The sequence below is a fragment of the Streptococcus sp. oral taxon 061 genome, from assembly GCF_013394695.1.
Taxonomy (GTDB): Bacteria; Bacillota; Bacilli; order Lactobacillales; family Streptococcaceae; genus Streptococcus.
Map to the genome: position 1 here is coordinate 268,701 of NZ_CP058258.1, position 15,764 is coordinate 284,464.

Annotated in this window: 12 protein-coding genes; all 12 read left to right on the forward strand. The window is 41.2% G+C overall.

Annotated features, from left to right (window positions below):
• The 12 genes from HW271_RS01310 to HW271_RS01365 all read left to right on the forward strand — a co-directional run bounded on the left by HW271_RS01310 (nt 1) and on the right by HW271_RS01365 (nt 15,719).
• Nucleotides 1-1,032, forward strand: coding sequence for a 3-deoxy-7-phosphoheptulonate synthase (locus HW271_RS01310; protein ID WP_178894569.1), 1,032 nt, complete (start codon nt 1-3; stop codon nt 1,030-1,032).
• A gap of 45 nt (nt 1,033-1,077) precedes the next feature.
• On the forward strand, nt 1,078-1,440 hold the full coding sequence (gene acpS, locus HW271_RS01315) for a holo-ACP synthase (RefSeq protein ID WP_025173302.1): 363 nt from the start codon (nt 1,078-1,080) through the stop codon (nt 1,438-1,440).
• Nucleotides 1,430-2,533 carry an alanine racemase gene (gene alr, locus HW271_RS01320; protein WP_178894570.1) on the forward strand — a complete coding sequence of 368 codons (1,104 nt, stop codon included), beginning with the start codon at nt 1,430-1,432 and terminating at the stop codon, nt 2,531-2,533. The genes acpS and alr overlap by 11 nt, the downstream gene beginning before the upstream one ends.
• Before the next feature lie 24 nt (nt 2,534-2,557).
• Complete coding sequence (gene recG / locus HW271_RS01325) at nt 2,558-4,573, forward strand: ATP-dependent DNA helicase RecG (protein WP_178894571.1); 2,016 nt, start codon at nt 2,558-2,560, stop codon at nt 4,571-4,573.
• A gap of 310 nt (nt 4,574-4,883) precedes the next feature.
• The gene (locus HW271_RS01330) at nt 4,884-5,867 is read left to right on the forward strand and encodes an acetylxylan esterase (RefSeq protein ID WP_178894572.1); all 984 of its coding nucleotides are present in this window, start codon (nt 4,884-4,886) and stop codon (nt 5,865-5,867) included.
• Nucleotides 5,868-6,218: 351 nt separating this feature from the next.
• Nucleotides 6,219-9,908: an SIALI-17 repeat-containing surface protein gene (locus HW271_RS01335; RefSeq protein ID WP_178894573.1), complete on the forward strand. Its 3,690-nt coding sequence runs from the start codon at nt 6,219-6,221 to the stop codon at nt 9,906-9,908.
• Nucleotides 9,909-10,198: 290 nt separating this feature from the next.
• Complete coding sequence (locus HW271_RS01340; protein ID WP_006152943.1) at nt 10,199-10,897, forward strand: N-acetylmannosamine-6-phosphate 2-epimerase; 699 nt, start codon at nt 10,199-10,201, stop codon at nt 10,895-10,897.
• Between the two features lie 116 nt (nt 10,898-11,013).
• Nucleotides 11,014-12,330 carry an ABC transporter substrate-binding protein gene (locus HW271_RS01345; protein ID WP_049494260.1) on the forward strand — a complete coding sequence of 439 codons (1,317 nt, stop codon included), beginning with the start codon at nt 11,014-11,016 and terminating at the stop codon, nt 12,328-12,330.
• A 239-nt stretch (nt 12,331-12,569) separates the two neighbouring features.
• Complete coding sequence (locus HW271_RS01350) at nt 12,570-13,436, forward strand: carbohydrate ABC transporter permease (protein ID WP_053092415.1); 867 nt, start codon at nt 12,570-12,572, stop codon at nt 13,434-13,436.
• 16 nt (nt 13,437-13,452) lie between these two features.
• The gene (locus HW271_RS01355) at nt 13,453-14,292 is read left to right on the forward strand and encodes a carbohydrate ABC transporter permease (RefSeq protein WP_004250812.1); all 840 of its coding nucleotides are present in this window, start codon (nt 13,453-13,455) and stop codon (nt 14,290-14,292) included.
• 303 nt (nt 14,293-14,595) lie between these two features.
• The gene (locus tag HW271_RS01360) at nt 14,596-15,048 is read left to right on the forward strand and encodes a YhcH/YjgK/YiaL family protein (RefSeq protein WP_049494261.1); all 453 of its coding nucleotides are present in this window, start codon (nt 14,596-14,598) and stop codon (nt 15,046-15,048) included.
• A 20-nt stretch (nt 15,049-15,068) separates the two neighbouring features.
• Complete coding sequence (locus HW271_RS01365; protein WP_004250816.1) at nt 15,069-15,719, forward strand: YesL family protein; 651 nt, start codon at nt 15,069-15,071, stop codon at nt 15,717-15,719.
• The last annotated feature ends 45 nt before the right edge of the window (nt 15,720-15,764 follow it).

Consider the following 15,764-nt stretch of genomic DNA (forward strand, 5'->3'; position numbering starts at 1 on the left):
ATGGCATTTATCGAGAAAGGTCAAGAAATCGATATTGAAGCGATTAAGGCGGAAACACAGCTATCTGCAGAAGCATTGCAACATAAGGAAAGTCGTGACCAGGAACTAGCAGATATCATTTCAGGTAAGGATGATCGTATCCTTCTGGTCATTGGGCCTTGTTCGTCTGATAATGAAGAAGCAGTACTTGAGTATGCTCGTCGTTTGGCAGACTTGCAGAAAAAAGTGGCGGATAAGATTTTCATGGTTATGCGTGTATATACTGCAAAGCCACGTACCAATGGAGATGGCTACAAGGGCTTGGTTCATCAGCCAGATACTTCGAAGGCTCCAAGCTTGATTAATGGTTTGCAGGCTGTTCGTCAACTTCATTATCGAGTGATTACAGAAACCGGATTGACTACAGCAGATGAAATGCTGTATCCAGCCAATCTGGTCTTAGTTGATGACTTGGTGAGTTATCATGCAGTAGGTGCGCGTTCAGTAGAAGACCAAGAACACCGTTTTGTAGCTTCGGGAATTGACGCACCAGTAGGGATGAAAAACCCAACTTCTGGGAATCTATCTGTGATGTTTAATGCCGTTTATGCAGCACAAAACAAACAAACCTTTCTCTTTCATGGCCAAGAAGTTGAAACCTCAGGAAATCCCTTGGCTCACGTCATCCTTCGCGGTGCTTTGAATGAATACGGGAAAAATGAACCTAACTTCTACTACGAAACTCTTCTAGATGCTATTGGACGTTACGAGTCTATGGGGCTCGAAAATCCCTTTATCATGATTGATACCAACCATGATAATTCAGGGAAACAATATATGGAGCAAGTTCGAATTGTTCGTCAATCTTTGCTCAATCGTGACTGGAATGAAAAAATCAAGAAGACAGTTCGAGGCTTCATGATTGAATCCTACTTAGCAGATGGTCGCCAAAACCAGCCAGAAATCTTTGGACGTTCCATTACAGACCCATGTTTAGGATGGGAAAACACAGTTGCCTTGGTAGAAGAAATCTATACTACCTTAACAAAATAAGTGAAAAGGATGGAGTTGGGGGTATCTCAACTCCTTTTGATAAAAATGATAGTTGGACACGGAATTGATATTGAAGAATTAGCTTCCATACAAAATGCAGTTGAAAAAAGAAAAGGTTTTGCCCAGCGTGTCTTGACAGACAAGGAAATGGAGCGCTTTTCCAGTCTCAAAGGTCGCAGACAGGTCGAGTATTTGGCTGGTCGTTGGTCAGCTAAAGAGGCTTTCTCAAAGGCTATGGGAACGGGAATTGGGAAGTTGGGCTTTCAAGACTTGGAAATCTTGAACAATGAAAGAGGAGCTCCCTACTTCAGCAAATCCCCGTTTTCAGGAAAAGTTTGGCTATCAATCAGCCATACAGATCAGTTTGTGACAGCTAGTGTTATTTTGGAGGAGAATCATGAAAACTAGTCCACATAGACCAACTAAAGCCCTCATCGATCTGGGAGCTATCCGCTACAATATCCAACAAATGGGAGCGCACATTCCCAAAGATACCCTCAAATGGGCAGTTGTAAAAGCCAATGCCTACGGACACGGAGCGGTAGCTGTTGCAACAGCCATTCAGGATGATGTTGACGGCTTTTGCGTTTCGAATATTGATGAAGCCATCGAACTCCGTCAGGTAGGTATCGCTAAGAAGATTCTTATTTTGGGAGTATCTGAGGTTGAATCTCTTTCACTGGCTAAGGAGTATGCCATTACCTTAACAGTGGCAGGATTGGGATGGGTCCAGAAACTCATAGCTACAGAGCCAGACTTAGCTGGTTTAACCGTTCACCTTAAGATTGACTCAGGTATGGGACGAATTGGTTTTAGAAGTGCAAGCGAGGCCGCACAAGCTCAAACTTTACTCAAGGAACATGGAGCAAATGTTGAGGGAATCTTTACCCATTTTGCAACTGCAGATGAAGAGTCAGATAGCTACTTTAAACAACAGTTGGAATGTTTCAAGGGAATAATCGCAGGCTTGCAAGAAGTCCCTGAACTAGTCCATGCGAGTAACTCCGCAACTACTTTATGGCATGCGGAAACGATTTTCAATGCTGTTCGCATGGGGGACTCTATGTATGGTCTCAATCCAAGTGGACAAGTTTTAGAATTGCCTTATGAACTAAAACCAGCCCTGACTTTGGGAACAGCCATCGTTCATGTCAAAACAGTAGAGGCTGGAGCTTGTATGGGCTACGGAGCGACCTATCAGGCAGACAGTGAACAAGTTATTGCCACCTTGCCAATCGGTTATGCGGATGGTTGGACACGAGATATGCAGAATTTCTCAGTGCTGGTGGATGGACAATTGTGCCCCATTGTAGGGCGTGTATCCATGGACCAAATCACCATTCGCTTACCTAAGCTTTACCCATTGGGTACCAAGGTAACTTTAATTGGCTCAGACGGTGACAAGGAGATTACTGCAACAGATGTGGCAGTCTACCGAGGAACGATTAATTATGAGGTAGTTTGTCTCCTCAGTGATCGAGTTCCAAGAGAATATTATTAAGAAACAGAAGGAAAGGAGAGGAGCATGAATTTACATCAACCCTTGCATGTCTTGCCTGGTGTGGGACCAAAATCTGCAGAGAAATATACCAAACTAGGAATTGAAAACCTGCAAGACCTCTTGCTTTACTTTCCTTTCCGTTATGAAGATTTTAAGACCAAGCAGGTGCTAGAGCTAGAAGACGGTGAGAAGGCAGTCCTGTCTGGTCAGGTGGTGACGCCAGCTAGTGTTCAGTATTATGGTTTTAAGCGCAATCGCCTACGCTTTAGCCTCAAGCAGGGGGAGGTTGTGTTTGCCGTTAACTTCTTTAATCAACCCTACCTGGCTGATAAGATTGAGCTAGGAGCGACTCTAGCTGTCTTTGGCAAGTGGGATCGTGCTAAGGCTAGTCTAACAGGGATGAAGGTTTTAGCCCAAGTGGAGGACGACCTTCAACCAGTCTATCGTCTCGCACAAGGTATCAGTCAAGCAGGACTTGTTAAGGCCATCAAGACCGCCTTTGATCAAGGACTGGATCTCTTGATAGAGGAAAATCTCCCTCAGTCTTTGCTAGATAAATACAAACTCATGCCCCGAAGTCAGGCTGTGCGTGCCATGCATTTTCCTAAGGATTTGGCAGAATACAAGCAGGCTCTCCGTCGAATCAAGTTTGAGGAGCTCTTTTATTTCCAAATGCAATTACAGACCCTCAAGTCTGAAAATAAGGTTGATGGAAGTGGCCTGGTCTTGAATTGGTCCCAGGAAAAACTAACGGCAGTAAAAGAGAAGTTACCCTTTGCTCTGACCCAAGCCCAAGAAAAAAGCCTGCAAGAAATCCTAACAGATATGAAGTCGGACCACCACATGAATCGACTCTTACAAGGTGATGTAGGAAGCGGGAAGACAGTGGTTGCAGGTCTTGCCATGTATGCTGCTGTAACGGCTGGTTACCAGGCTGCCCTCATGGTTCCAACAGAGATTCTTGCAGAGCAGCATTTTGAAAGTCTAGAGAATCTCTTTCCTGATTTGAAATTAGCTCTCCTGACAGGTTCATTGAAAGCTGCAGAAAAACGCATGGTTTTGGAGACCATTGCCAAGGGCGGGGTAGATGTGATCATCGGTACCCATGCTCTTATACAAGACGGCGTGGACTATGCCCGACTCGGCTTGATTATCATCGACGAGCAACACCGTTTTGGAGTCGGGCAAAGGCGTATTTTACGTGAAAAAGGAGAAAATCCAGATGTCCTCATGATGACGGCAACTCCCATTCCACGAACCTTAGCCATCACAGCCTTTGGAGATATGGATGTTTCCATTATTGACCAGATGCCAGCTGGACGTAAACCGATTGTGACACGTTGGATTAAGCATGAGCAACTGCCACAGGTTTTGACTTGGATCGAGGGAGAAATTCAGAAAGGTTCTCAAGCCTATGTTATCTCTCCATTGATTGAGGAGTCTGAAGCTCTTGATCTGAAAAACGCTATTGCTTTGTCGGAGGAGTTAACAACTCATTTTGCTGGGAAAGCAAAAGTTGCGCTCTTGCATGGGAAGATGAAGAGTGATGAAAAAGACCAGATTATGCAGGATTTCAAAGAGAGAAAGACAGATATCCTGGTCTCTACAACGGTTATCGAGGTCGGGGTCAATGTTCCCAATGCGACAGTCATGATTATCATGGATGCTGACCGTTTCGGACTTAGTCAACTTCACCAGCTCAGAGGTCGTGTCGGTCGTGGGGACAAGCAGTCCTACGCAGTTCTAGTGGCCAATCCAAAAACTGATTCTGGGAAAGACCGCATGCGTATCATGACAGAAACGACCAACGGTTTTGTCCTTGCGGAGGAAGATTTGAAAATGCGAGGCTCTGGAGAAATCTTTGGGACCAAACAGTCGGGTCTACCAGAGTTTCATGTAGCTGATATCATCGAAGACTTCCCAATCCTTGAGGAAGCTAGAAAGGTAGCAAGCTATATCAGTTCTCTCCCTAACTGGCGAGAGGATCCAGAGTGGCACATGATTGCCTTACATCTAGAAAAGAAAGAATATCTGGATTAAGCATTTTCTAAGATAATATTAAGTTTGCTTTTAGGGTGAGTATCTATACTAGAGTCATCAAAAAGAAACGAGGACTCTCTCATGACAATTGAAGTAAATTACCAAAAGACATTTCAAAAGGAAATTCAACCTTCTCCTAAATACTAAGAAAAGAGCGAAATCGCTCTTTTTTATTTTTTTAAAACTACTTTCAGAGGGATTCTTGCAGGGGTCAGACATTAAATCCACTTTCCGTTTCCCTTTCTTTCTTGCATTGCTTTCCCATATGTGCTACAGTTATGATAACGGTTACAAAGTAAAGGAGGGTTTTATGAGAAATCCAGCATTAGTAGAAGAAATGAAAACATATAAAGGAAGAGATGAAGTTCCACAGGATTTTGATGCTTTTTGGGATGGTGAGATTGACAAGGTTTTGGTCTTGCCAGATTACCAACTAGAGGAACGTGATTTTCATATTCCAAATGTTAAGTGCTATGAGTTAACCTTTAAAGGTACACGTGATGGCCTTGTCTATGCGCGTGTGGTCTTACCAAAATCAGATAAGAAAGTACCAGTTATTTTCCACTTCCATGGCTATATGGGACGTTGTTGGGATTGGACAGATATGCTAGCCTTTACCGTCGCTGGTTATGGGGTTGTATCGATGGATGTTCGTGGGCAATCTGGTTACTCACAAGATGGCTTGCGTTCGCCTCTCGGAAATACAGTTAAGGGGCAAATCATCCGTGGTGCAGTAGAAGGAAAAGAGCAACTCTTCTATAAGGATGTTTATCTTGATATTTATCAATTGATTGAGATTGTAGCTAGTCTCCCGCAAGTAGATGAAGAGCAGTTGGCTAGTTACGGAGCTTCGCAAGGAGGAGCGCTGGCTTTAGTGGCTGCAGGGCTCAATCCACGTATCAAGCGAACAGTTGCCATCTATCCATTCTTGTCAGACTTTAGACGAGTGCTAGAAATTGGCAATACCAGCGAAGCCTATGATGAACTCTTCCGTTATTTTAAGTTTCATGATCCATTCCATGAAACAGAAGAGCAGATTATGGAAACACTTAGCTATATCGATGTGAAAAACCTTGCCCATCGCATTAAAGGTGAGGTGAGAATGATTACAGGGCTTGATGACGATGTCTGCTATCCAATCACCCAGTTTGCCATTTACAATCGTTTGACTTGTGAAAAGAGCTATCGTCTCATGCCAGAATATGCCCACGAAGCTATGAATGTCCATGTCAATGACCAGGTTTACAACTGGTTGTGTGGTAGTGAGATTCCCTTTGCCTATGTAGGTCATTAAAAAAAATGAAAAAGAGCCCTGCTAAAACAGGGCTTTCTTTGTTGAGGAGTAAAGAAAGTAGTTTCAAAAAGTTTGAAACATAGAAATATATCTGAAAGTAAATTCTATTATAGATTACTAAGGCTAAAACTTGGAATATTTATTATATAATAAGTGTAGTATCAATTTGAAAGGAGTAAAATTGTTGCTTGCTTTAAGATATAAAGTAGAAAAATGCAACAGAAATTCAGATGAAAAGAATGGGAAAAACCCATCAACAATACAGTTTCTTTCTTGCTCAAAGCCCTAGGGGCAAAAATTTTTAAGCAAAAAAGAAAGCGCTTTATTTTTGTGGAAAATGGAAGGAAATATATGACACAGAGAGATTTTGAACGGAAACAACGTTTTGGGATTAGAAAATTTACAGTAGGAGCTGCATCAGTAGTCATTGGAGCAGTTGTTTTTGGTGCTTCACCAGTTTTAGCTCAAGAAGCTCCAGCAACCAGTGGTGAAACAGCTGGACAAGCTTTGCCAGAATTGCCAAAAGAAGTAGAATCAGGAAATCTAGCAAATCTTGATAAGGAACTTGCTGATAAGTTGGCAAAAGCGACGGATAAAGGAACTGAAGTAAACCGTGAAGAGCTGAAAGCAAACCCAGGTTCTGAAAAACCAACAGAAACTGAAACTCCAGCAGAGACTCCAGCAGCAGAAACTGAGAATGAGGAAGTTGGTAGCGTCCCACGTGACTTCTACGCAAGAGAATTAGAAAATGCCAATGTTGTCGTTGAAAAAGAGGATGTTGAAACCAATCCTTCAAATGGTCAAATAGTTGACATGAAAGACGAGCTGGACAAGGTTAAAAAACTTCAGAATGCGACTATTCATATGGAGTTCAAACCAGATGCATCTGCACCAAATTTATACAGTCTTTTCTCAGTTTCTAGTGATACCAAAGTAGATGAATACTTCACCATGGCAATCCTTAATAACACTGCTATCGTTGAAGGTCGTGATGCCAATGGGAAACATTTCTATGGTGATTATAAAACTGCTCCTTTGAAGATTAAGCCAGGTGAGTGGAACTCTGTAACCTTTACAGTTGAAAGACCAAATGCAGACCAACCAAATGGTCAAGTTCGCGTCTATGTAAATGGTGTCTTGTCGCGAACAAGTCCTCAGTCTGGTCGTTTCATCCAAGACATGCCAGATGTCAATCGTATGCAAATTGGTACATTGAAACGTAAAGGCAAAAACCATTGGGGCGCTAATCTTAAGGTCCGTAATTTAACGATTTATGATCGTACCCTTTCTCCAGAAGAAGTGAAAAAACGTAGTCAGTTCTTTGAAAGAGGTGAATTGGAGAAGAAACTTCCTGAAGGTGCAAAAGTTACTGAAAAGTTAGATGTATTCGAAGGTGGTGTGAACCGCAAACCAAATAAAGATGGTATTGCAAGTTACCGTATTCCAGCCCTTCTTAAAACTGATAAAGGAACCTTGATTGCTGGAACGGATGAAAGACGCTTGCATCACTCTGACTGGGGTGATATTGGTATGGTTGTTCGTCGTAGTGATGACAATGGGAAGACATGGGGAGATAGAATTACCATCTCTAATCCTCGTGACAATGAGAAAGCTAAAAATCCAGAATGGCCATCACCAGTTAATATTGACATGGCTTTAGTCCAAGATCCGAAAACCAAGAGAATCTTCTCAATTTATGATATGTTCCTCGAAGGGAAGGCAGTATTCTCTCTACCAGGGAAAGCACCACAAGCCTATGAGCAAATCGGTGATAAGGTTTACCAAGTCTTGTACAAACAAGGTGATGCGGGACGTTATACTATCCGTGAAAATGGTGAAGTTTTTGACCCTGAAAATAGAAAAACAGAATACCGTGTTGTAGTTGATCCTAAACAACCAGCTTATAGCGATAAGGGTGATCTATACAAGGGTGAAGAACTAATTGGCAATGTCTATTTTGAATACAGTGACAAGAATATCTTTAGAGTTTCAAATACCAACTATCTCTGGATGTCTTATAGTGATGATGATGGGAAAACATGGTCTGCACCTAAAGATATTACATACGGTATTCGCAAGGACTGGATGCACTTCTTAGGTACTGGACCTGGTACAGGGATTGCCTTGCACTCAGGACCTCACAAAGGTCGTCTCGTTATCCCAGTCTATACTACAAATAACGTATCTTACTTGAGTGGTTCTCAGTCTTCACGTGTTATTTACTCAGATGACCATGGTGAAACTTGGCAAGCAGGTGAAGCAGTCAATGATAACCGTCCAGTAGGTAACCAAACAATTCACTCTTCAACTATGAATAATCCAGGTGCTCAAAATACTGAGTCAACTGTTGTTCAGTTGAATAATGGGGATCTCAAACTCTTCATGCGTGGATTAACAGGAGATTTGCAGGTTGCAACAAGTAAGGACGGTGGAGCAACTTGGGAAAAAGATGTAAAACGTTATGCGGATGTTAAGGACGTATACGTTCAAATGTCTGCTATTCATACTGTACAAGATGGTAAGGAATATATTATCCTCAGCAATGCAGGTGGGCCAGGACGTTACAATGGTTTGGTACACTTGGCGCGTGTGGAAGCTAATGGGGATCTGACTTGGCTTAAACATAATCCAATTCAAAGTGGTAAATTTGCCTATAACTCATTGCAAGATCTTGGGAATGGTGAATTTGGCTTACTTTATGAACACGCAGATGCCAATCAAAATGAATATACTTTGTCTTATAAGAAATTCAACTGGGATTTCTTGAGCAAGGATATGGTTGCACCAACTAAAGCAAAAGTAAAAAGTGCAGTAGATATGGGTAACAATATTGTTGCACTAGAATTTGATTCAGAAGTCTTGGTAAACCAAGCTCCTGTTCTTAAATTAGCGAATGGAAACCTAGCAACCTTCTTAACTCAGTACGATACAAAAACACTGCTATTTGTTGTCAAAAAAGAAGATATTGGCCAAGAAGTTACAGAATTAGCTGGTGGTGCAATTGAAAGTATGCATAATTTACCAGTTAGCCTTGAAGATGCAGGAATCCCTGGTGGAATTAATGGTAAAGAACCTGCCATTCATGAAGTTCCAGAGTTCACTGGAGGCGTCAATGGTGACGAAGTGGCAGTACATGAAGTTCCAGAATATAATCCAGTGGAGACCTCAAAAGGGGAACCGGCAGTACATGAAGTCCCAGAATTCGAAGGTGGCGTAAATGGCGAAGAAGCAGCTGTAACAGAGACACCTGAGTATACAGAAGCTATTGGAACAGTGGGGGACGAGCCAGCACCAATAGTAGAAATTCCGGAATCCACAGGAGGCGTAAATGGCGAAGAAGCAGCTGTAACAGAACTTCCTGAGTACACTGAAGCTATTGGAACAGTAGGTGACGAAGCAGCACCAACAGTGGAGGTTCCAGAATTCGAAGGTGGCGTGAATGGTGAGGAAGCGGCTGTAACAGAGGCACCTGAGTATACAGAAGCTATTGGAACAGCAGGTGAGGAAACAGCACCAACAATAGAGGTTCCGGAATCCACAGGAGGCGTGAATGGTGAGGAAGCGGCTGTAACAGAGGCACCTGAGTATACAGAAGCTATTGGAACAGTGGGCGACGATCCGGCACCAACAGTAGTAGTCCCAGAATTCGAAGGTGGTGTCAATGCAGTCGAAGCTGCAGTTCATGAGCTTCCAGAATTCACAGGCGGAGTAAACGCAGTTGAAGCGCTCAAGAATGAGCTTCCAGAATTTGCAGGTGGAGCAAATGCAGTTCAAGCCCTTAAGAATGAACTTCCAGAATTCACAGGCGGAGTAAATGCAGTCGAAGCAGCCAAAAACGAACTTCCGGAATATAAGGTTGAAGAAAAACCGCTTGTCACTTTAGTAGCACAGCAAGACAAGACATATCAAGCTCCAGCAGCTCAACCACAACAACCAACCCTCCCTGCAACAGGAAGTGAGGTTTCAACTCCTCTAGTATCTGTAGGAATGGTTGGAATACTCCTCGGTTTGTTTGGAATGGCTAAGAAAAAAGAAGATTAATGGCAACATTGAATCTAAAAAGTCTCTATAAAAGGGTTTAGACTTATATTAGAAGAGTCTGTAACGTTCATTCGTTACAGGCTCTTTATTTGCAGAAAGCGAAGATTCTAGTGGAAATAAGCGGATGGAAGGCGATTCAAATTCGGGTATTTTTCCCTGAAACTACTTTCAGGAGATTCTGTTTCATAAAATTGTTTTGAAACTTCAATCTATTCTAGTACAAGTTCTTGAAAGCGCTTTAAAAATGATATATAATAGGCTCATAAGAAAAAAGAAAAGGAGGAAAGTGGATGCCACAAATTAGCAAAGAAGCCTTGATTGAACAGATTAAAGATGGAATCATCGTTTCTTGTCAGGCACTTCCTCACGAACCGCTTTATACAGAAGCGGGAGGTGTAATGCCCTTGCTAGTCAAAGCGGCTGAGCAAGGTGGAGCAGTCGGTATCCGAGCAAATAGTGTTCGAGATATTAAGGAAATCAAAGAGGTCACAAATCTTCCGATTATCGGAATTATCAAACGTGATTATCCACCACAGGAACCATTCATCACAGCTACTATGAAAGAAGTTGATGAACTAGCAGCTTTAGATATTGAGGTGATTGCTCTTGATTGTACCAAGAGAGAACGCCATGATGGCTTGGAAATTCAAGAATTCATCCGTCAAATCAAAGAAAAATACCCAAATCAACTCTTGATGGCTGACACAAGTACCTTTGAAGAAGGGCTTACAGCAGTTGAAGCAGGAATTGACTTTGTTGGAACAACCTTGTCAGGCTACACATCTTATAGCCCGAAAGTGGATGGTCCAGACTTTGAATTGATTAAGAAACTTTGTGATGCAGGAGTAGACGTCATCGCAGAAGGTAAGATTCACACACCAGAACAGGCTAAGCAAATCCTCGGTTACGGAGTGCGAGGCATTGTAGTTGGTGGCGCTATTACTAGACCAAAAGAGATCACGGAACGATTTGTTGCGGGTCTCAAATAAGACAATTAAAACACGAGGAGAGTGGTTGATTAGTAAAACAAAATGTAAACGTATACAAAGTTGTCAATACTCATTATCCGTTTCGGATACGCTTATCATCATTTAGGAGAATACTAATGAAATTTAGAAAACTAGCTTGTACAGTACTTGCGGGTGCTGCTGTCCTATCTCTTGCTGCTTGTGGCAAATCAGACGCTAAAAAAGACGCTGCAAGTGATGCAGGAAAAACTGAAATCACTTGGTGGGCTTTCCCAGTCTTCACTCAAGAAAAATCTGGTGACGGTGTAGGAACTTATGAAAAATCTATCATCGAAGCTTTCGAAAAAGCAAACCCAGATATCAAAGTTAAACTAGAAACAATCGACTTCAAATCTGGTCCAGAAAAAATCACGACAGCTATTGAAGCTGGAACTGCTCCAGATGTACTTTTCGATGCACCAGGTCGTATCATTAATTACGGTAAAAATGGTAAATTAGCTGAGTTGAATGACCTCTTTACAGATGAATTTGTAAAAGATGTTAACAACGAAAACATCATTCAAGCAAGTAAAGCTGGCGATAAAGCATACATGTATCCAATCAGTTCTGCACCATTCTACATGGCTATGAACAAGAAAATGTTGGAAGATGCTGGTGTAGCTAACCTTGTTAAAGAAGGTTGGACAACAGATGATTTTGAAAAAGTCTTGAAAGCACTTAAAGACAAAGGATACACTCCAGGTTCATTGTTCAGTTCTGGTCAAGGGGGAGACCAAGGAACACGTGCCTTCATCGCTAACCTATACGGCGGTTCTGTAACAGACAAAGAAGTTACTAAATACACAACTGACGATCCTAAGTTCGTTAAAGGTCTTGAAAAAGCAACTAGCTGGATTAAAGATGGTTTGTTGAACAACGGTTCACAATTTGACGGTGGAGCAGACATCCAAAACTTTGCAAACGGTCAAACATCATACACAATTCTTTGGGCACCAGCTCAAAACGGTATCCAAGCTAAATTGTTGGAAGCAAGTAAAGTTGAAGTGGTAGAAGTTCCATTCCCATCTGATTCTGGCAAACCAGCTCTTGAATACCTTGTAAACGGATTTGCAGTATTTAACAACAAGGATGAAAAGAAAGTTGCTGCAGCTAAGAAATTCATCCAATTCATCGCAGATGATAAAGAGTGGGGTCCTAAAGACGTAGTTCGTACAGGTGCCTTCCCAGTTCGTACTTCATTTGGAAAACTTTACGACGACAAACGTATGGAAACAATCAGTGGTTGGACTCAATACTACTCTCCATACTACAACACAATCGACGGATTTGCTGAAATGAGAACTCTATGGTTCCCAATGTTGCAATCAGTGTCTAACGGTGACGAACAACCTGCTGCAGCTTTGAAGACATTCACTGAAAAAGCGAATGAAACAATCAAAAAAGCAGCTAAATAATAAGCCCTAAATAAAAAGTAAAATCACCCCCTTTTCCCTGTGCACATCTGTGTACGAAAAGGGGGAGTTTTGTTTAAAAAATGTAAGGAACTGACAGGTCAAAATTAAAATGAAGTTCTTACATAGGCTTTTCTTGGAAAAAATTTCATTTTGATTTTACATCAATGTCAGACAACAATCAAAAAAAACAAAAACTATTTGAAAGTGAGGTGCCGACTGTGAAAGTCAATAAAATTCGCATGAGAGAAACAATTGTTTCTTATGCTTTCTTAGCACCAGTATTAATCTTCTTTACCGTCTTTGTCCTAGCTCCAATGATCATGGGATTCATCACTAGTTTCTTTAACTACTCAATGACTAGCTTTGAGTTTGTAGGATTGGACAACTACATCCGCATGTTTAAAGACCCTGTCTTTACAAAATCTTTGATTAATACCGTAATCTTAGTTATCGGATCTGTACCAGTCGTTGTACTCTTCTCACTATTTGTGGCATCACAAACTTACCAACAAAATGCAGTTGCTAGATCCTTCTATCGTTTCGTATTCTTCCTTCCTGTTGTAACAGGTAGTGTTGCCGTAACGGTTGTATGGAAATGGATTTATGATCCTCTATCAGGTATTTTGAATTTCGTGCTTAAGTCAAGCCATATCATTAGCCAAAACATTTCTTGGTTGGGTGATAAAAACTGGGCTTTGATGGCGATTATGATTATTCTTTTGACAACATCAGTTGGTCAGCCAATCATCCTTTACATCGCTGCAATGGGTAATATTGATAACTCTCTTGTTGAAGCGGCGCGTGTCGACGGAGCAACTGAGTTACAAGTTTTCTGGAAGATTAAATGGCCAAGCCTCCTTCCAACAACTCTTTATATCGCAATCATTACAACAATCAACTCATTCCAGTGTTTCGCTTTGATTCAGCTTTTGACTTCAGGTGGTCCAAACTACTCAACAAGTACTCTCATGTACTACCTATACGAGAAAGCCTTCCAATTGACTGAGTATGGCTATGCCAATACTATTGGTGTATTCTTGGCAGTTATGATCGCAATTGTCAGCTTTGTTCAATTTAAAGTACTTGGAAACGACGTAGAATATTAATAGAAAGGAGACAGCTATGCAATCTACACAAAAGAAACCTTTAACAGCCTTCACTGTTATTTCAACCATCTTCTTGCTTTTATTGACTGTACTCTTTATCTTTCCATTCTACTGGATTTTGACAGGTGCATTCAAATCACAACCGGATACCATTATGATTCCACCACAATGGTTCCCTAAAGCTCCAACAATGGAGAACTTCCAACAATTGATGGTGCAAAACCCAGCCTTGCAATGGATGTGGAACTCAGTCTTCATTTCATTGGTAACTATGTTCTTGGTTTGTGCAACTTCATCCCTAGCAGGTTATGTATTGGCTAAGAAACGTTTCTACGGTCAACGCATTCTCTTTGCAATCTTCATCGCTGCCATGGCTCTTCCAAAACAAGTTGTCCTTGTGCCATTGGTACGTATCGTCAACTTCATGGGAATCCATGACACTCTTTGGGCGGTTATCTTGCCTTTGATCGGATGGCCATTTGGGGTCTTCCTCATGAAACAGTTCAGTGAAAACATTCCAACAGAATTGCTCGAATCTGCTAAAATCGATGGATGTGGTGAGATTCGTACTTTCTGGAGCGTAGCCTTCCCTATTGTGAAACCAGGATTTGCAGCTCTTGCAATCTTTACCTTCATCAATACATGGAATGACTACTTTATGCAGTTGGTTATGTTGACATCTCGTAACAACTTGACCATCTCACTTGGGGTTGCGACTATGCAGGCTGAGATGGCAACCAACTATGGTTTAATTATGGCAGGGGCTGCTCTTGCAGCTGTGCCAATCGTAACAGTCTTCCTTGTCTTCCAAAAATCCTTCACTCAAGGTATTACTATGGGAGCCGTTAAAGGTTAATACTCTGCGAAAATTGAATTCAAACCACGTCAGCGACTCCTTGCCGTAGATATTGGCACTGACTTCGTCAGTCTTATCTACAACCTCAAAACTGTGTTTTGAGCAGCCTGCGGATTGCTTCCTAGTTTGCTCTTCATTTTTAATCGAGAATAGGAAAATCTATTTATTGAAAACAATATAGTATTATAAGTGTCTACAAAATGGAGAGGAGTTGGTTACTTCAGGAAGTTTTGTTAGACACTTATAAACTTACTGGCTAGACATTTTGTGTCTGAAGATAACAATCAGGTAAAGGAAATTACTATGATTTTTGATGATTTAAAAAATATTAGCTTTTACAAGGGAATTCACCCAAATCTGGACAAGGCTATTGATTATCTCTATGAGCATCGTAAAGATACTTTTGAATTGGGTAAATACGACATTGATGGAGATAAGGTCTTCTTAGTTGTACAGGAAAATGTTCTCAACAAAGAAGAAAATGATCGCTTTGAGCATCATAAAAACTATGCAGACTTACATTTGTTAGTTGAAGGACATGAATATTCAAGTTACGGTTCTCGTGTTAAGGACGAGGCAGTAGCATTTGATGAAGCTAGTGATATTGGCTTTGTTCATTGTCACGAACAATACCCACTCTTGTTGGGATATCACAATTTCGCAGTTTTCTTTCCAGGAGAACCTCATCAGCCTAACGGTTATGCAGGTATGGAAGATAAAGTTCGCAAATATTTATTTAAAATTTTAATCGATTAGTCAGTTAGGAGGAGCAAACAATGGCACATAAAGGATCTGGATTGATAAAAGCGGCATTTGATACGGATAACTTTCTGATGCGTTTTTGTGAGAAAGTGTTAGATATCGTGACGGTTAACCTACTCTTTGTTGTGTCTTGTTTGCCTATTGTGACTATTGGAGTAGCTAAAATCAGTCTCTATCAGACAATCTTTGAAGTGAAACGCAGCCGTCGTATTCCTGTTTTCAAAATCTACATTAGAGCCTTTAAGCAAAATTTGAAATTAGGTTTTCAGTTAGGATTGCTGGAATTAGGAATCTTTTTGATCAGTGTGGTTGACTTATCACTATTTTGGAGTCAAACTGGAGTTGCCTTTCAACTCATTAAAGCTATTTGTTTGGGAATTCTGATATTTTTAACACTAGTTATGTTGGCTAGCTATCCAATTGCTGCACGCTATGAATTAACTTGGAAAGAAGTGCTCCAAAAGGGCTTACTTTTGGTCAGTTTTAACTTCGTTTGGTTCTTCTTGATGCTTGCGATTATTTTGTTAATCATTATGCTTCTCTATCTATCAGGCTTTACTCTAGTGCTTGGTGGTTCAGCATTTCTACTCTTTGGCTTTGGTCTACTTGCCTTTTGCCAAGCTGGATTAATGGAAAAATTGTTTGCTAAATATCAAGCAGATTGAAAACGATATGAAACTACTTTCAAACAAGAAAAGCTATGGGAGATG